We start from the raw sequence: 18,074 nt of genomic DNA on the forward strand, positions 1-18,074 counted from the left end.
GGATCAGGCGAAGTAATCCCCGAGAATGCGGGTATAAATCGCCTTGAGCTGTTCGATTTGCGCGACTTCGACGCATTCGTCGACCTGATGCATGGTGCGCCCGACAAGCCCGAATTCGACCACCGGGCAATGGTTCTTGACGAAGCGCGCATCCGATGTACCGCCGGTTGTGGACAGCTCGGGAGCGATTCCGGTTTCGGCTTCGATCGCGCCCGAAACCAGATCCGACAGGGGGCCCGGCGGCGTCAGAAAGCTTTCGCCGGAGATTTTGATGCGGGTATCGATGGTGACGCCAAACTCTTCGGCAACCCGGTCCGCTTCGGCGTCTAGCCAGTCGCTCAGGCTTTGCCCGGAATGAAGGTCGTTGAAGCGGATGTTCACTGCCCCACGACATTGCGCGGGGATCACGTTCGTGGCCGGATTTCCGGTATCGATTGTGACGACCGCAAGGGTCGATGCATCGAAATGGTCCGAGCCCTGATCCAGCTGGTGGCTGGCCAGCCGGTCCATCAGCCGAGCGATGGCGGGCACCGGGTTCTTCGCGCGATGAGGATAGGCCGAATGGCCTTGTACCCCACTGACAGTGAACCATGCGGTCATCGAGCCGCGCCGCCCGATCTTGATCATATCACCCATGCGGTTCGGGCAGGTGGGTTCGCCAACCAGACAGACCGACATACGTTCGTCCGCAGTGTCCATGTAATCCAGCAATGCGGTTGTGCCGTCCAGCGCATCGGCTTCCTCATCCCCGGTGATGGTCAGGATGATGGCTCCGTCCGGCGGAGTGTCCCGTACGAAATCAATAGCTGCGGCTGCAAACGCAGCGACGCCCGACTTCATGTCCGTGGCGCCCCGGCCATACATGACCCCATCGCGTATTTCGGCCCCAAAGGGCGGCATGGTCCATGCTGCCTCATCACCTACAGGAACGACGTCGGTATGCCCGTTGAAGCCGAAGCTGCGCGCATGGCCCTTGCTGCCCCAGCGCGCAAACAGATTGCTGATCCCGCCGCGATCCGCCCGGGTGCATTCAAAGCCCGCGTCCGACAGGACTTTCTGCAACAGAACCAGCGCGCCGCCTTCCTCGGGTGTGACCGATGGGCAACGGATCAGGTCTGCCGTCAATTGTACCGGGTCTGTCATCGCGGGCCTCTTGTCTGTATTGCTGGGCAGGTTCGTGCACAGATTCAACGAATTGGCCCGATTGCCAACCCCAGGGCGCAAATTTTCCAACTGTTTTGCCCACGCATGTCTGGTTGAGACGTCCGGAAAACATGGCGCTTTACCCCGCGATCACCTTGCCGCCCGGTCCAAAACTAAGTTAGAGGGCCGCGAAACAGGTATCTTGTCGATGAAACGCCTATTCTTCGCAGTGATCTGCCTGACTTTCGCCGTTCTTGCACAGCAAAGCCAGGCGCAATCGCTTACGGTCTCGACCGTAACCCGCCCCCCGTTTTCCTATGTCGAGGACGGGGACCAGAGCGGTTTTTCCATGGACTTGCTGGAAGCCCTGTCCAGCGCGCTGGGCTGGGAATATTCGGTCAACCGGTTGGATGCCTTTGGGGACATGCTGAATTCGGTGCAGGACGGGACAGCGGATCTCGCGATCGCCAATATCTCGATCACCGCGTCACGCGAAACGAGTATGGATTTCAGCCAGCCGATTTTCGAATCCGGTTTGCAGATCATGGTTCCGTCCGAAGCGATGCGCCGGCCGTCCCTGCTACAGGCGCTGTTGTCGCGCGAACTGTTCATAGCCATCGGGCTGGCTTTTGCGATCCTGCTGGGCGGCGGGATGCTGATGTGGAGTTTCGAGCGGCGCGCGCAGCCCTATTTTGACCGTAAGCTGAACGAGGCATGGTTCCCGTCTTTTTGGTGGGCATTGAACCTGGTGGTCAATGGCGGCTTCGAAGAACGCATGCCCCGCACGCCTTTTGGCCGTTTGCTGGGGGTCATTCTGGTTGTTTCCTCGCTGTTCATCGTGTCCGTTTTCACGGCCCGGATTACATCGGTCATGACAGTGGATGCGATCACCGGCAGCGTAAACTCGGTCAATGACCTTTACGGCAAGCAGGTTGGCACGATCTCAGGCTCGACCGCCGCCAACTTTCTGAACCGTCGGGAAATTGAATTTACCGGCTATCCCGGACTGGAAGAGATGCTGACATCCTTCGAGAAAGAGGAACTGGATGCGGTCGTCTTCGATGCACCGATCCTGTCCTATTACGCCTCTCATGAAGGCCGGAAAATCGCCTCGGTGACAGGCGGAATTTTCCTGCGCGAAACCTATGGGATCGCCTTTCCGACCGGCTCGCCTTTGGTCGAAGAAGTCAACCAGGCGCTGCTGTCCCTGCGTGAAGACGGCACGTATTCAGAAATCTACCGCAAATGGTTCGGGGCGCGGAACTAGGACTGTTCCGGATCCCCGAAAAACGGCGTCATCTGCGCGACGATGACCGCGTTTTCATCCAGCGCCCGTTGCATCAGAGCACGTTCGTCGGAATCGATGTCATGGCCCTGCGCCTCACGCTCGGCCAGTGTGCCATAGCCGGTAACATCCAGCGGAGCGGTATCGGCCTGTTTCAGAATCGCCACGGTTTCCCGTACCGCTTCCGCCTCGTCCACGCCGCTGGCAAAACACATCAGTGCGGCACCGGTCGCGCCCTCGGGCAGACCGTCACCTTCTTTCCGTCCGATCTGAACCAGCAGCGTATAGACCTGCTGGCGAGAGGGTTTCTTTTGCTTGTCCATATCCGGGCCTTAGCGCCGCACCCGGACATGGTCAAGTTCACGGTTGCCCGGATCAGCCAGCAACGACGTTCTGTTTCTGCACGCCCAGACCTTCGATGCCCAGTTCGATTTTGTCACCGGGCTTCAGATAGGTCTGCGGTGTCTGACCCATCCCGACACCCGGCGGTGTTCCGGTGGCGATCACATCGCCCGGCTGCAGGGACATGAACTGGGAAAGGTACGAAACTACTGTCGCAACGGCGAAATGCATCGTCCGGGTCGATCCGTGCTGATAACGATGCCCGTTCACCTCAAGAAACATTGCCATGTTTTGCGGGTCCGAAACCTCGTCCCGCGTCACCAACCACGGGCCAATCGGACCAAACGTATCCGCCGACTTGCCCTTGACCCACTGGCCCGAGCGATGAAGTTGGAAATCGCGTTCAGACAGGTCGTTGATCACGCAATAGCCCGCCACATGGTCTAACGCTTCGGCTTCTGACACGTATTTTGCGGCTTTGCCGATAACCACGCCCAGTTCGACCTCCCAATCGGTTTTGACCGATCCGCGCGGGATTTCCACGGTGTCATTCGGCCCCATGATGGCCGAGGTTGCCTTGAAAAAGACGACTGGCTCCTGCGGCAGTACCATACCGCTTTCGTCAGCATGGTCGGCATAGTTCAGGCCAATGCAGATAAACTTTCCGACCTGCCCGACACATGCACCGATCCGGGTATTCGCATCGGCTTGCGGCAATTGAGCGGGGTCCAGCGCGCGGAGTTTTTGCAGGCTCTCATCGCCCAGCGTTTCGCCGGCAATGTCATCCACAACCCCCGACAGGTCCCGAATTACTCCGGTATCATCCAGAAGGCCCGGTTTTTCCTGACCGACAGGCCCAAAGCGCAGAAGTTTCATCCTGTTTCCCTCATTCGTTCAGATCGTCCAGCCGCCATCGATGGAAAAGGGCTGTCCGGTGGTGTATTTGCTGGCGTCGCTGGCCAGGTAGAGTGCGAGTTCCGCGATCTCTTCGGCGGTTCCGATGCGCCCCATGGGCTGGCGCGCGATAAAATCCGTCATCGCCTTCTGATAGTCGCCGGTTTCGCGCAGCCGGTCATGCAGAGAGGGGCTGTCCACAGTCCCCGGACAGATCGCGTTGCAGCGAACCCCTTGCGTGACGAAATCCGCCGCGACCGATTTGGTCAGACCAATGACGGCCGCTTTCGAGGCGCAATAGGCAAAGCGGTTCGGCACGCCCTTGATCGACGAGGCAACCGACGACATGTTGATGATCGAGCCGCCGCCGTTTTCCAACATGTTCGGTAAGATCAGCCGGGTCAGACGATACATGGCCTTGACGTTCAGGTCGAAACTGAAATCCCAGTCGCGTTCCTCGCATTCCAGAATGGACCCGTTTGCAACATAGCCCGCGCAATTGAACAGCACATCCAGTGCCGGCAGATTCGCGACAGCGGCCTGCACAGCATTGGCATCCGTCACATCCAGTTGCAGCGTTGTCACCCCCGCTGTTCCATCAAGCGAGGCCAACGCATCAGAGTTGATGTCGCATGCAATGACCTGCGCCCCTTCGGCGGCAAAAAGTTCGACTGACGCTCGGCCGATGCCTTGGCCTGCCGCCGTGATCAGGGCGGTTTTCCCGGCCAGTCGCGCTGGTGTTCCTTCGTTCGGCATACCGGACCTCATCCCTGTTCCGGCAGCAATTCGGCTGGAAAATTCTGATAGCAAACGGGACGCAGGAAGCGCCGGATCGAAAGCGTTCCCACAGAAGTTGCGCCAAAGTTGGTCGAGGCCGGGTAGGGCCCGCCATGGACCATCGCGTCGCAAACTTCGACCCCGGTGGGGAACCCGTTGGCCAGAATGCGCCCGGCTTTTCGCTCCAGCAGTGGCAGCAGCGAACCGGCATCCTGCGCGTCGCCCGCATCCATGTGAACGGTGCAGGTCAACTGGCCTTCGATCGTACGGGCGATATCGCGCATTTCGCAGATATCCTGAACGCGCACGATGATGCCGAGCGGGCCAAACACCTCTTCCTGCAATCGATGGTTCGATTGCCAGTCTTTGCCGGAAACACTGAACAGCCAAGGTCTGGCTGAGCGTGTCTCACAGCTTTCGCCCAGGATCCGGGTAACACCGTTGCAGGCCGCCACGCGATCTGACCCTTGCCGGTATGCGTTCGCGATTCCGTCGGTCAGCATGGTTTGGGCGGCAACGTCCTGCAGCGCATCTGCTGTCGCGGCTTCCAGCGCGTCCGCATCCGGGCCATCGATCACCACGGCGATGCCGGGATTTGTGCAGAACTGACCCGCGCCCAAGGTGAGCGAACCGGCCCAGCCCGCACCGATATCTGCCGCGCGGGCAGCCGCCGCCTGAGGCAGGATAAACATCGGGTTGACCGACCCGAGTTCACCGAAGAACGGAATAGGCTCGTCCCGTTGCGCGCACAGATCGAACAGCGCCCGCCCCCCGGCCAGGCTGCCGGTGAAGCCAACTGCGCGGATCAATGGGTGCTGAACCAGCCGTTCGCCGACTTCACGTGCGTCACCCTGAACCAGCGAGAAGACACCCGGGTGGACCCCGCAAGCCTTGACGGCGGCGTCGATGGCCTGTGCGACGATCTCGCCAGTGCCCGGATGTGCCGGGTGCCCCTTGACGACAACCGGGCATCCGGCGGCCAGCGCCGCGGCGGTGTCACCGCCCGCAACCGAAAACGCCAGCGGGAAATTGGAGGCCCCGAATACGGCAACCGGACCCAGAGGGCGCTGTATCATCCGCAGGTCCGGGCGCGGCAGGGGCGCGCGGTCGGGCATAGCTGGGTCATGGCGCATGTCCAGATAGTCACCCTGAAGGATGTAATCGGCGAACAGGCGCAACTGTCCCACTGTCCGCCCGCGCTCTCCTTGCAGGCGGGCTGCGGGAAGGCCGGTTTCCTGGCTGCCAATTTCGGTGATTGCATCCCCCTGGGCATCGATTTCGTCGGCGACCCGGCGTAACAGCTCTGCCCGTTCGGCGCGCGAGGACCAGCCGTAGGTTGCAAACGCCTCTTCGGCGGCGTCGACGGCGGCGTCGACGTGAGATGCCGTTCCCGCCGCAAAGTCATGGGCGGGGCCTTCTGCAGGCTGCGAAGCAAAGACAGTGTCCGCGCCAATCCATTCGCCAGCGATCAGGTGTTTTCCGGTGAGCATATTTTGGTTCTTTCTTACAGCAGGCCGCGCCGGGCCAGGTTTCGCATCAGATGGGACGCCCCGAAACGCCATTCGGGGCACTCAGTCGCCAGACGCACCGTGTTGGTCAGTGTGCCCAGCTTTTCACTGGCGATGGTTACAACGTCTCCCAGCTTGTGTGTAAACCCTCCTCCGGGTGTTTCCCGATCCTGCGTCGGGGCGAACAGGGTCCCGAGGAACAGCATCAGGCCGTCCGGATACTGGTGATGCCGCCCGATCGTCTGGCAAACAAGATCTGCAGGATCGCGGCTGATCTGGGACATGGAGGAGCTTCCGTTCAGGTTGAAACCGTCCGGACCGTTTACAGTCAGTGTCAGTTCGGCCTGTCGCACATCGTCCAGCGAATAATGGTCATCGAACAGCCGGATCAGCGGACCGATCGCGCAGGACGCATTGTTGTCCTTGGCCTTGCTCAGCAACAAGGCCGAGCGCCCCTCGACGTCGCGCAGATTGACGTCATTGCCCAATGTCGCACCCATGATCACGCCTTGCGAATTCACGGCAAGCACGATTTCGGGTTCTGGGTTGTTCCATTCCGAAATCGGGTGCAGACCAATCTCGGCCCCGTACCCCACCGACGACAGGACCTGCGCCTTGGAAAAGACCTCGGCGTCGGGTCCGATGCCCACCTCAAGGTACTGGCTCCACAAACCTTCTTCGATCAGGGCTTGTTTTGCCTTTGCAGCGGCGCCCGATCCGGGGACGATATCGCTCAGTTTCTTGCCGATGCGGGCACCGATCCGGTTGCGGATGCTGTCGGCCCGGGCCGGGTCGCCACCGGCCTTTTCTTCGATCACGCGTTCGACCATTGAGCCGGCAAAGGTGACGCCGCAGGCTTTGACGGACTGCAGATCACAAGGGGCAAGCCAGGCAAATGTATCGCGGGCAGGGTCCAGCACATCACCGTCGGCGGCGCGGACATATTCCACCGCATCTTCGCGTTCGAGGACATCCCGGATCGTAGGCGCGGTTCTTGATGTGATGTCCATCAGGCTTTCGCCGCGCAAGGTGACAACGCACGGTCCAATGCCGGCCCGTTCGACACGACCCAGCCACACACCGTCGCGGTCAAATTCAGACAGGTTCATTTTATTCCCTCAGGCTGTAGGCGCGCAGCGCATTGCCGCCCAGAATTGCCGAGCGTTCTTCAGGTGTCAGACTCGAAAGCAGCGTGTCAGTAACCTCGACCCAACGTTCATAGCTGCTGGCAAGAGTGCAAACCGGCCAGTCGCTGCCCCAGATCAGGCGTTCGGGTCCGAACACGTTCAGCAGATGATCCACGACAGGGCGCAGGTCGCCGATGTCCCAGTCGGGCCGCGCTTCGGTCACAAGTCCGGACAGCTTGCAAAACGCATGGCTGTTGCTGGCGATTGCGGCAATGTCATCGGCCCAGTCAGACAGCCGATCGTCCCGGATTGCCGGTTTTGATGCGTGATCCACGATAACCCGCATCTGCGGGTATCTGGCCAGCAAACGGCGCAACGGCCCAAGATGCTTGAGCAAGGTCAGGGCATCAAAGGCCAGTTCGTGATCGATGAGCGCCGCAAAGGCCGGGTGCAGAGACTCCCGCAGCATCCATTCAGGATCCTCGATATCCTGAATCATCGGGCGCAAACCGACGAGGAGTGGGTTTTGTGCCAGCGCCTTAATCTGTTGTGGGGCATCGGATGCTTCGAAATCAACCCAGCCCACGACGCCTTTGACAAAGGAAGTTTTGCCCGCCAACGACAACATGAACTCTGTTTCGGCAACGGTCGGGGCAGCCTGAACCAGAACAGTGCCATCGATTCCGGCACGTTCAATCAGGGGCAGCAGATCGGCGGGCAGAAAATCCCTGTAGATCGACCCCATCTCGGCTGTCAGCCAGCCGTAATCACCCCGATCCAGAGACCAGAAATGCTGATGAGCATCAATTCTCATCCAATCACGCCCTTTTTCAGGATGATATTGCCATAAAGCCTGCGCTCGCCGGTCTGGACGATGACGAAAGCTTGGGATGCGCGTTCATAGAATGCAAAGCGCTCAAGGCTTTGTATTTCGACGGGGTTGTCGGCTGTCTGGTGAATGACGGATTGAAAATCGGCCACCGCTTCGGGGATCGCCTCGGGGTTTCCCACCACCTGCATGGTCAGGGCGGGGTCGGGAACAAAATTGTCCAGCGGCATGACCGAGAGAACGGCCCGAAGAATATCACTGGCCGAGGATCCATCCGCCCGCAAGCATTCGGGACCTGTGCTGGAGCCGGGGAAATTGGCGTCAGCGATAACGATGTCATCTCCGTGCCCCATGGATCGTAAGGCGTGCAGAAGGTCAGGGGAAAGCAGGGGGTCGATGTTACGCAGCATGGGCCGTCTCCGATGGCAGGGGGGCATCCGCGCGGATCAGGCCTTCGGATTTCAGGTCCGACCACAGCGAAGCGGGAATATTGCGCTCCAGCAGGGCGACATTCGCATCCACCTCGGCCGCACTGACCGCCCCGGGTACAACAGTTTTGACACATGGATGCCCAAGAACGAACTGCAGGGCGGCCGCAATCAACGGGGTGCCGTGAGCGTCACACACGGACTCAATTTCGCGCACTTTGTCCATGATGTCCGGTGGCGCATCCACGTAATTGTACTTTGCTCCGGGAACCGCGCCGGTCGCCAGAATGCCCGAGTTGTAGGGGCCGCCCAGAATGATGCCGACATCGCGCTTTTCGCAGAGCGGCAGAAAGCTGTCCAACGCCTCCTGTTCCAGCAGCGTGTATCGCCCAGCCAGAAGGAAGCCGTCGAAATCCCCCAGACCCAGCAATTTCTCGCACACCTGCCATTCATTGACCCCGGCGCCGATCGCGGCGATTTCGCCCGCCTCACGCAATTCAGCCAGTGCGCGGTAGCCGCCGCCGTCAAAAAGCTCTCGGACCTTCGCGTCGGATGCTTCCTGACTGCCCTGGCTGAACACGCAAACATCATGCACCAGAAGAATGTCGGCATTGGCGACGCCGATCCGTTCGCGGCTGGCCTCGTAGGATCGCATGACACCGTCATAGGTGTAGTCGAATACGATGCGTTTCCGGGGAACATCCACGAAAGCTTCGGGCGTGACCTCATGCGGTTCGCAGTCCACAAGAAGGCGCCCGATCTTTGTGGAAAGCTGAATGTTGTCACGTCCAAAGACCGGGATGGCCTCTCCGAAACGCTGTTCAGACCGGCCCAGCCCGTATTGCGGTGCGGTGTCAAAGAAACGGATTCCGGCATCGAAGGCCGCATGCAGCGCGGCCTGTGCGTCGGCATCGGACACCTTGCGATAGAGGTTTCCCAATGGCGCGCCCCCGAAACCCATGCGGGTCAAAGGAACAGGGCGTGACGTTCGGTTGTTGAGGAGTTCGGTCTGAGAAACGGTCATCCTGCGTCTCGTTCTGGGTGGGAGCTGATGTTGAACAGGTGTGGTTTTTCGCGTTCCAGAACCTCGATGCGCGGCATCAACTGTCCCAGGTGATGGCGCATCGCCTCCTGTGCGGCTTGTTCGTTGCGGTCCTGGACCGCGTCGAATATCGCGCGGTGTTCCTGCAGCGTTTCCGCAACGCGGCCCGGGGTAGGCAACAGCAGCATGCGTGCACGGCTGACCTGCAGCGAAACCGTTTGCGCCACATCCGGTAGCCGGACAAAGCCGGTAAAGGCCATCAGCAGGGCGTGAAATTCCTCGTCGGCCTGATAGAACCCGGGGATGTCCTCATCCTCGATCAGCAGTTCCTGCAGCCGCATGTTGCGACTCAGGCGCTTGCGCTGGTCTTCGGTAAAATCGCGGGCGACCTTGGCGACGGTAGCCAGTTCAAGGGCTTCGCGCAGAAAGACGCCCTCGCGGATTTCCGACATCGAGAAATAGGATACCCGCGTTCCCGATTGCGGAACCACATCCACCAGCCCTTCGGCTGCCAGCCGGGCAATCGCCTCGGCCACGGGCGCACGGGAGACGCCAAGCCGTTCACAGATCGGCGCTTTCTTCAGATTTGCGCCCGGCAGGAAATCCAGGGACAGGATGGCCTGCTTGATCGCAAGATAAACACGGTGCGCCAGCGAGCCTTCTGTCACGGCAATTTCAGGCAGCAAGGTTGCGTCGATGTCTTGAGGTCGGTTCATGATTTTCGATCTAGCATACTAACATGTTAGTTGACAAGTGTGGGTTCGCTCATTAGCAATTTGTGCAGGCAAGTGGGAAAACAATGCAAGCACAGCAGAAAAACAAGGGCCTTCAGGACAAGGCGCAGGACACCGTCAGGCTGAACCCGGATGACAATGTGGTCATTGCGCTGCGTGACCTTTCGGCTGGCGACTGCCCGACAGGAGTGCCTGCGCCTTTGCCGGGTTCGATCGGGCGTGGCCACAAGATTGCCGTGGTGCATATCCCCGAAGGGACGAATGTGATCCGGTATGGCCAGATCATCGGGCAGGCCAAGTCAGATATTGCGCCGGGCGCGCATGTCCATGTCCACAACCTTGGGATGGGAGAGCATCAGCAGGACTATGCGCATGCGGCTGCCTGCGTGCCATTGCCCGAAATACATCACACCCGGACCTTTCAGGGGTTTCACCGAGCGGACGGCAAAGTGGGCACGCGGAATTACATCGGCATTTTGACCACCGTGAACTGTTCCGGCTCGGTCGCGCGTTTCATTTCCGAGGCGGCCGAGAAATCGGGCCTTCTGGATGCTTACCCCAACGTCGACGGCATTGTGCCGATTGTTCATGGCACCGGTTGCGGAATGTCCGGCAAGAGCGAAGGCTATGCCGCCCTGTTCCGCACATTGGCAGGCTATGCGCAGCACCCGAATTTTGGTGGCATTCTTCTGATCGGTCTGGGCTGCGAAGTCATGCAGGTGTCCGATCTGGTCGGGGGGCGTCCGATCCGTCCCGATGGCGCATTGCGTTATATGACGATCCAGAACGAGGGCGGCACGCGCCGAACCATCGAGCGGGGGCTGGAAGAGCTGCGCGGAATTGCCGAACTGGCCAATCAGGCCACCCGGCAACCCGCGCCCGTCAGTGCAATCACCGTTGGAATGCAATGCGGCGGTTCAGACGGGTATTCCGGCATCACGGCAAACCCGGCGCTTGGCTACGCCTCGGACCTGCTGGTTCGGCACGGTGGCACGACCATTCTGTCGGAGACGTCCGAAATCTACGGTGCGGAACATCTTTTGACCCGTCGTGCCGAAACCGTCGAAGTTGGAGAAAAGCTGATCGCCCGCATCCGCTGGTGGGAGGACTACACCGAACGAAACGGCGGCGAGATGGACAACAACCCCAGCCCCGGCAACAAGCGCGGCGGGCTGACGACGATTCTGGAAAAATCGCTGGGTGCGGTCGCCAAGGGCGGTACGGCGCCTCTGCGCGATGTGTACGAGTTTGGCCAGATCGTGGACAAACACGGGTTTGTTTTCATGGACAGTCCGGGGTTTGATCCCTGCTCGGTCACGGGTCAGGTGGCGTCAGGGTCGAACCTGATTGTGTTCACCACCGGGCGCGGCTCGGTTTCCGGCTATCAGCCGACACCCTGCATCAAGCTGGCCACCAATTCCGAAATGTATGCCCGCATGTCCGACGACATGGACCTGAACTGCGGCGACATCGTCACCGAGGGCGTCAGCATCGAAGCCAAGGGCGAGGAACTATTCGAGATTCTGATCCGCGTCGCATCGGGCGAACAGACGAAAAGCGAGCAGCTCGGATTCGGAGGGGTCGAGTTTGTTCCGTGGCAGATCGGAGCGGTGATGTGAACCGGATGCGACACGGGGGCTGAGGGACAAATGGGAGGAGAAATGACGAAACTGGTCGAAATGACGGGGATTGAAAAACACTTCCCCGGCGTGCACGCGCTGAAATCCGTGCAGTTCGATCTGGTTCCCGGCGAGGTTCACGCGCTGATGGGCGAGAACGGCGCCGGGAAAAGCACGCTGATGAAAATCCTTTCAGGCATTTATCAGCGCGATGGTGGGTCGTTGTCGGTCGAAGGCCGGGTCGTCAGCCCACAATCCCCGCGTCAGGCGCAGGATCTGGGGATCGGCATTATTCATCAGGAGCTGAGCCTGATGAACGACCTGACCGTGGCGCAGAACATCTTTATCGGTCGCGAGCCGCGCAAAAGCTTTGGTCGACTGGACGATGCGGCGCTGAATGCACAGACAGCCGACATCTTTGCTTCGATGAACCTGGGGCTCGACCCAAGGGCGCTGGTCGGCGGCCTGACCATCGCCAAGCAACAGATGGTCGAGATTGCCAAGGCTCTGTCCTACCGCTCGAAAGTGCTGATCATGGATGAACCAACGGCGGCACTGAACGATGCCGAGATTGCCGAACTCTTTGTAATCATCCGCCGCCTCAAGGCCGAAGGCGTAGGCATCGTCTATATCAGCCACAAAATGGACGAACTGAAACAGATCGCCGACAGAGTCACGGTGATGCGTGACGGCGAATATGTCGGTACGGTCGGTGCCGCCGAAACCCCGATCAGCCAGATCATCGCGATGATGGTGGGTCGCGAGGTCAAGGAAGAACCGCTGGAGGTACCCGATCTGGCCGGGGCCGAAGTTTCGCTTGAGATCTGCAACCTGTCACGGGGCGTCGAAATTCAGGATGTCAGCTTCTCGGTCCAGAAGGGTGAGATTCTGGGATTTGCGGGTCTGATGGGGGCGGGCCGGACCGAGGTGGCGCGGGCCATATTTGGAGCGGACCCGAAAGACAGCGGTGAAATCCGGGTACACGGACAATCCGTCTCGATCAGATCCCCCAGGGATGCGGTGCGGGCCGGGATTGGATACCTTTCCGAGGATCGTAAGCACTTCGGCCTCGCCACCGGCATGAACGTACGGGACAATATCGCGCTGGCTTCGATGGATCTGTTCACCGGTACAGGCGGCGTTCTGAACGACAGTGAAATCGGCACCGCCGCCAAAAGCTACATCAATCAATTGGGCATCCGGACGCCATCCGATGTGCAGGAAGTGCGGCTGTTGTCAGGGGGCAACCAGCAAAAGGTTGTCATTGCCAAATGGTTGCTGCGGGATTGCGACATTCTGATCTTTGACGAGCCGACGCGCGGCATCGATGTCGGCGCAAAATCGGAAATCTACAAGCTGCTGGAAGAGCTGGCAGAACAAGGCAAAACCATCATCGTGATCTCATCCGAACTGCCCGAGATCATGCGGCTGAGCCATCGCATCGCCGTGATGTGCGAGGGCCGGCTGACCGGCATCCTGCCCGGCGGAAAAGACACCACTCAGGAAGACATCATGCATCTGGCCACCCAACGCAAGGCGGCGATGCAGGTTACAGGGACAGTGCAATGACCACAGCAACGGATCTCGACAAGAAAAAGCCACTTGCGGGCCTGTCGGAAAGCGGCGCGTACCAGAAGTTGCTGGCCTTCGCCAGCCTGATCGCCCTGCTGATCGGCTTCTCGATCGCATCGCCCAACTTCATGCAGACCTCGAACATGATTGCCATTCTGCAGGCAACGTCGGTCAACGGAGTGCTGGCGGTGGCAGCGACATTGGTGATCATTACCGGTGGGATTGACCTGTCGGTGGGTACGCTGATGACGTTTTGCGCGGTCATCGCCGGTGTGGTTCTGACTTATCTGGGCATGCCTTTGCTGCTGGGTGTGGCTGCGGCCATCGCGGCCGGCGCGTTTTGCGGGCTGTGCTCGGGCACATTCGTGGCGAAGATGAAGATCCCGCCCTTCATCGCCACGCTGGGCATGATGCTGATCCTGAAGGGTCTGTCACTGGTGATTTCCGGCACGCGGCCGATCTATTTCAATGACACGCCGGGTTTCGACCAGATCTCGCGCGGGTCGCTGATCGGTGAGGTCATTCCGGCGCTGCCGATCCCCAATGGCGTGCTGATCCTGTTTCTCGTGGCCATCGCCGCCTCGTACATCTTGGGGCGCACCGTTCTGGGCCGTTATACTTTCGCGCTGGGCTCGAACGAAGAGGCGGTGCGCCTGTCCGGTGTGAACACCGACATGTGGAAGATGCGCATCTATGCGCTGGCTGGCGCGATCTGCGGCATTGCGGGAATCCTGATCGCCTCGCGGCTGAATTCGGCGCAACCGGCATTGGGTCTTGGGTACGAGCTGGAGGCGATTGCAGCCGTGGTGATCGGCGGTACATCCCTGTCCGGCGGGCGCGGCACCATCCTGGGCACGCTGATCGGCGCGCTGATCATGGCGGTTCTGACCAATGGTCTGCGGGTGCTGTCGGTTGCGCAGGAATGGCAGACCGTCGTGACCGGAGCAATCATCATCCTTGCCGTCTATGCCGACATGGCCCGGCGCAAGAAAACCGGCTGATCATTTCAGAAAACGAAAAAAACGACCAACTGGAGGAGAAAATCATGTTTACACGTCGTTTCATTCTGGGGGCGCTCAGTGCTGCCAGCCTTTCCGTTCCGGCCTCGATGGCCGTGGCCGAGGAGGTCTATATCCCGCTGGTGTCCAAAGGGTTCCAGCACCAGTTCTGGCAGGCCGTGAAGGCCGGAGCCGAGCAAGCAGCGAACGAATACAATGTCACCATCACGTTCGAAGGGCCTGACAACGAAACCATGGTGGATCGCCAGATCGATATGCTGGCCGCTGCGCTGGCCAACAACCCCAAGGCCATCGGCTTTGCCGCGCTGGACAGCCAGGCGGCGATCCCGCTGCTGAAACAAGCCAATGACAAGGGCATTCCGATCATCGCGTTCGACAGCGGGGTGGACAGTGACATTCCGGTGTCCACCGCGACCACAGACAATCTGGCTGCTGCGGGTCTGGCTGCTGACAAGATGGCTGAAATGCTGGGTGGCAAAGGCAAGGTTGCCGTCGTGGCCCATGACCAAACCAGCCGCACAGGCATCGACCGTCGCGATGGGTTCGTCAATCGCATCGCCGAGAAGTATCCCGATATCGAGGTCGTAACGGTTCAGTACGGACAGGGCGACCATCTGAAATCCACCGAGGTGACAAAGGCGATCCTGACAGCCAATCCAGATCTGAACGGTATTTTCGGAACCAACGAAGGATCGGCGATTGGCGTTGTGAACGGTGTGCAGGAACTGGGCACCGAAGGTCTGGTCATTATTGGCTATGACAGCGGCAAGGCCCAGAAGGACGCGATCAAGAGCGGCCTGATGGCAGGGGCCATTACCCAGAACCCCGTCGGTATCGGATACGAAACGGTAAAGGCGGCGGTGGCCGCGTCCAAGGGTGAAAGTGTACCAGCCCTGATTGATACCGGGTTCTACTACTATGACGCGTCCAATATGGAAGATCCGGCAATCGCCGCCGTATTGTACGACTAAGTCGAAACGCCCCAAAAAAAGCCCGCCGTTCGGTGGGCTTTTTTTCGATGGCAACACACCGAATAGACACCAAGGCTCAGAAGGATCTGCGCATCGAGTGATCCCAGCGCGGTGCGTTTCAATATTGAGCTTGATGTGGATTGTTTCGGCTACGTGCTATCGGGGTCGGCAACCTCAGACCCAAAAGTTGATCGACGAATATTGCAACAAAACGAAACCGGACGTGGATGCGATTGATCGATTGCCCGAGAGGCCTGTCGTGCCGCCGGGCGGATACCGTCGCAAAGCCGCATGGTCTCAGTCCAGAAACAGATAGTCCAACTGCATGACCGACCGCGCCTTTTCCGGAGAAATCCTCAGAAACGCGGCGATCGCCGCTTCGTTTTCTTCACGTTCGGCGGATTCGCGAAGGCGAAAATGGCCCTCAAGTCCTGCACTGCGGATCAGTTCGGATTCGTAAGCCAATGAGTTTCTGAGCGCGGGCAACAGGTGGGCGACCCGCTGCGTCGGCGTGTTTTCCCCGGCCAGTCCGACACGGCGTGCGTGGCCTATCAGGTACTCATCCGAGTAATCGCATTCGATCTCCAGAACATGCGTCCGGGCCTGATCCGCACAAAAATCTTGAATGATCTCAAGGTTTGCCGGGTCCACGCACAGGACCAGCCTGTCAGTTTCAAAACATTCGAAAAGCATGCGCACCACGGCGCGCCGATGACGGCCCCGTTTGACCAGGGTGGTTTCAATACCTCCCAGGTCCGGCAATGGCGAATCCTGTTCGTTGAACAGGTATTCAACGCAGGGAATGTCTGTTTCCGACATGATCTGATCTACCAGCCGCTTGGCGACGTGCCATTTTTTGCAGGCGATCAGGTAGATCTCGCGTCCGGGGTCCAGCGTGTTTCCAGCTTCCCAAAAACGCGGGGCATAACGCCGGCCAACCCGCCCGCGCCCGGCCAGAAAGTCATAGAGGCTGCGTCCTTCATTCGAAATCTGGAAGTCAATGCCGTCGCTGGCGTAGAGTTTGCCCAGTCTTTCCTTGAGCTCAAGCGCTTCGGGGCTGATCTTGCGGGCGAACAGATAATCCTGACCAAGCAGCATGTCATAATGGTCGTTATAGAACGTCACCGGCATGCCGTAATCCGAGAACATCAGAAAGGTCAGCGTCCGGTTCTCGATTTCCCGTCTTGGGATAAGATGGCGGACAAGCGTTTGAAAAAAGGTCTCGTCCGGAATCCAGGTTGTCGCGAAGAACCGGACAACATCTCGTCGCTGGCGCAGGAAATCCAGGATCTTTTCCACGGTCTGGCGTCGCAGACACCACCATTGGCTGCCGATCATGACCTGCAGGTCTTGCGGGATTTCACGGGTCAGGCCCATACGTTTTTGTATCTCGTATGACGCATAGAACCGCCCGCTTTGCGTACGTTCATTGAAATAGTGTCGATAGATCAGCCGGTCGTCCTTCATGCCGGTCTTGATCCAGTTGCTTTCGAAAAAGTCGTGGCTTTCGATGAAATCCAAATCGTTGCGGTTCAGGAAATCGTGAACGTATTCGGCTGTCTTGATCGCCATGCAGTCGCCTGACAGCATGTAGAAATGCGTTGCGCGCGGAAAACTTTCGACCGCTGCTGAAAGCGCGTGGAGCGTTGCCTGAACCAGCGACCAGGCACCCCAGCCGCATTTGATCCGTTTGACTGCGAATGCGACGTTCGGGTTGTCCTTCAGGGCCGTTTGTATTCTGGCGTAATCTTCAGCCTTAGCACGCGCATCGAAATGGATCGCCATGCAGTCACCGGCCGCAGTCAGTTGCCGGGCCTGCGCGATGATCGCGTCGGGGTCTTTGTGGCACAGCAAAATATAGGCAATCTTTGCCATCTGAGTTACGCGATTTCCGTTTCTGCCTGTTCGCAACCGTGATACTGAGGATGAGCGATTGAATAAACAGAATTTTTTTGCTTCTTTGGGGTCCAAAGCCGACGCGTCAATCTGAGACCCGATCGGATAAGGAGGCACAGCAGATGGGTTTTCCCGGCACCTGGATGACCGAAAGTGAAAGCATGGTTTACCGTGTTGTGCCCAAATGTGCCTGCTCGACCATCGGGCAGATCATGTATTATTCCGATCATGGCAGGTTCTTTGATGGCGACATACATGATGCCAAAGATGGCATGCATAAATGGGCTTTTGGCCCGAGTCAGGACCCGATTTCAACCAATGTCCGCTCGCACGCATCTTATTCCTTTACCTGCGTGCGCAACCCGTACACCCGCGTTCTGAGCTCGTTTTTCGACAAGATCTGCGGCATTCAGCGCAATGGGAAACGGTATCGCGGCAACCTTGTGCCGACGCTGGTTTACAATTACGGCATCGAGGTTGGCGGCGACGACGGCAAGGGAGAGTTCGACCAGATCGCCAGCTTTCGCCGGTTCCTGCTTTTTGCGCGTGATACGATTCGCTGGCGGCGCCCGATGGATCCGGACATTCACTGGTCGGCGATGTCCGGGCATGTCTCGACCTTCATCGTGAATGGCGGGCGGTATGACCGGATTTTCTGGACCGAACGTTTCAACGACGGGATGCAGGATGTTCTGGATCACATCCAGACCCCTCACGCCATAGCATTGTCGGATATTCCGCGGTTCAACGAATCCGAAGGACACGGGCCCAAGCGCGCGCATCCGATCGAGGCTTATTTCGACGACCTGTCGATGCATCTGGTCTATGAGATCTACAAACAGGATTTCGATCTATTCAAATACGATTTCGAAAACCCGGCAAACAAGA

General features: G+C 59.1%; 17 protein-coding genes. 6 read left to right on the top strand and 11 right to left on the bottom strand.

Annotated elements, in window-relative coordinates; all coding sequences use genetic code 11:
• Positions 1 to 3: 3 nt before the first annotated feature.
• Entirely contained in the window at positions 4 to 1,143 is a 1,140-nt protein-coding gene (gene dapE, locus ACR0CG_RS19820; RefSeq protein WP_480527029.1) for a succinyl-diaminopimelate desuccinylase, read from the bottom strand.
• A 208-nt stretch (positions 1,144 to 1,351) separates the two neighbouring features.
• On the opposite strand from dapE, the gene ACR0CG_RS19825 reads away from it, so the two are divergent.
• A complete protein-coding gene (locus ACR0CG_RS19825; RefSeq protein WP_480527030.1) occupies positions 1,352 to 2,410 on the top strand; it encodes a transporter substrate-binding domain-containing protein in 1,059 nt (352 codons plus the stop codon).
• On the opposite strand, the gene ACR0CG_RS19830 is transcribed toward ACR0CG_RS19825, so the two are convergent.
• From ACR0CG_RS19830 to ACR0CG_RS19870, 9 genes are read right to left on the bottom strand one after another with little or no spacing between them, the layout of a single operon-like run.
• A complete protein-coding gene (locus ACR0CG_RS19830; protein ID WP_170681859.1) occupies positions 2,407 to 2,751 on the bottom strand; it encodes a hypothetical protein in 345 nt (114 codons plus the stop codon). The two genes, ACR0CG_RS19825 and ACR0CG_RS19830, sit on opposite strands and share 4 nt — an antisense overlap.
• Before the next feature lie 52 nt (positions 2,752 to 2,803).
• Positions 2,804 to 3,646, bottom strand: a complete 843-nt coding sequence (locus ACR0CG_RS19835) for a fumarylacetoacetate hydrolase family protein (RefSeq protein ID WP_480527032.1) — start codon at positions 3,644 to 3,646, stop codon at positions 2,804 to 2,806.
• An 18-nt stretch (positions 3,647 to 3,664) separates the two neighbouring features.
• Positions 3,665 to 4,420 (bottom strand): SDR family oxidoreductase, encoded by a 756-nt coding sequence (locus ACR0CG_RS19840; protein WP_480527034.1) that lies wholly within the window; start codon positions 4,418 to 4,420, stop codon positions 3,665 to 3,667.
• 8 nt (positions 4,421 to 4,428) lie between these two features.
• A complete protein-coding gene (locus tag ACR0CG_RS19845) occupies positions 4,429 to 5,931 on the bottom strand; it encodes an aldehyde dehydrogenase (NADP(+)) (protein ID WP_480527035.1) in 1,503 nt (500 codons plus the stop codon).
• A gap of 14 nt (positions 5,932 to 5,945) precedes the next feature.
• The gene (locus ACR0CG_RS19850) at positions 5,946 to 7,058 is read right to left on the bottom strand and encodes a fumarylacetoacetate hydrolase family protein (protein ID WP_480527037.1); all 1,113 of its coding nucleotides are present in this window, start codon (positions 7,056 to 7,058) and stop codon (positions 5,946 to 5,948) included.
• Position 7,059: 1 nt separating this feature from the next.
• A complete protein-coding gene (locus tag ACR0CG_RS19855) occupies positions 7,060 to 7,890 on the bottom strand; it encodes an amidohydrolase family protein (protein ID WP_480527039.1) in 831 nt (276 codons plus the stop codon).
• A complete protein-coding gene (locus ACR0CG_RS19860) occupies positions 7,887 to 8,315 on the bottom strand; it encodes an RbsD/FucU family protein (RefSeq protein WP_480527041.1) in 429 nt (142 codons plus the stop codon). The genes ACR0CG_RS19855 and ACR0CG_RS19860 overlap by 4 nt, the downstream gene beginning before the upstream one ends.
• On the bottom strand, positions 8,305 to 9,357 hold the full coding sequence (locus ACR0CG_RS19865; protein WP_480527043.1) for an aldo/keto reductase: 1,053 nt from the start codon (positions 9,355 to 9,357) through the stop codon (positions 8,305 to 8,307). The genes ACR0CG_RS19860 and ACR0CG_RS19865 overlap by 11 nt, the downstream gene beginning before the upstream one ends.
• On the bottom strand, positions 9,354 to 10,091 hold the full coding sequence (locus ACR0CG_RS19870) for a GntR family transcriptional regulator (protein WP_480527044.1): 738 nt from the start codon (positions 10,089 to 10,091) through the stop codon (positions 9,354 to 9,356). The genes ACR0CG_RS19865 and ACR0CG_RS19870 overlap by 4 nt, the downstream gene beginning before the upstream one ends.
• 83 nt (positions 10,092 to 10,174) lie before the next feature.
• Here ACR0CG_RS19870 and ACR0CG_RS19875 point away from each other — a divergent pair, with 83 nt between their 5' ends.
• From ACR0CG_RS19875 to ACR0CG_RS19890, 4 genes are read left to right on the top strand one after another with little or no spacing between them, the layout of a single operon-like run.
• Entirely contained in the window at positions 10,175 to 11,728 is a 1,554-nt protein-coding gene (locus tag ACR0CG_RS19875; RefSeq protein ID WP_480527045.1) for a UxaA family hydrolase, read from the top strand.
• A 42-nt stretch (positions 11,729 to 11,770) separates the two neighbouring features.
• On the top strand, positions 11,771 to 13,297 hold the full coding sequence (locus ACR0CG_RS19880) for a sugar ABC transporter ATP-binding protein (protein ID WP_480527046.1): 1,527 nt from the start codon (positions 11,771 to 11,773) through the stop codon (positions 13,295 to 13,297).
• The gene (locus ACR0CG_RS19885) at positions 13,294 to 14,301 is read left to right on the top strand and encodes an ABC transporter permease (RefSeq protein WP_170615619.1); all 1,008 of its coding nucleotides are present in this window, start codon (positions 13,294 to 13,296) and stop codon (positions 14,299 to 14,301) included. Before ACR0CG_RS19880 ends, ACR0CG_RS19885 begins: the two co-directional genes overlap by 4 nt.
• 44 nt (positions 14,302 to 14,345) lie before the next feature.
• Entirely contained in the window at positions 14,346 to 15,290 is a 945-nt protein-coding gene (locus ACR0CG_RS19890) for an ABC transporter substrate-binding protein (RefSeq protein WP_170681871.1), read from the top strand.
• 297 nt (positions 15,291 to 15,587) lie between these two features.
• On the opposite strand, the gene ACR0CG_RS19895 is transcribed toward ACR0CG_RS19890, so the two are convergent.
• Complete coding sequence (locus tag ACR0CG_RS19895) at positions 15,588 to 17,165, bottom strand: DUF5928 domain-containing protein (RefSeq protein ID WP_480527048.1); 1,578 nt, start codon at positions 17,163 to 17,165, stop codon at positions 15,588 to 15,590.
• Between the two features lie 143 nt (positions 17,166 to 17,308).
• Between ACR0CG_RS19895 and ACR0CG_RS19900 the strand changes: the two genes are divergently transcribed.
• Positions 17,309 to 18,074, top strand: a 766-nt coding sequence (locus tag ACR0CG_RS19900) for a sulfotransferase family protein (RefSeq protein ID WP_480527049.1), incomplete at its 3' end; no start/stop codon positions are given.

It is taken from the genome of Ruegeria sp. AB8 (assembly GCF_056542605.1).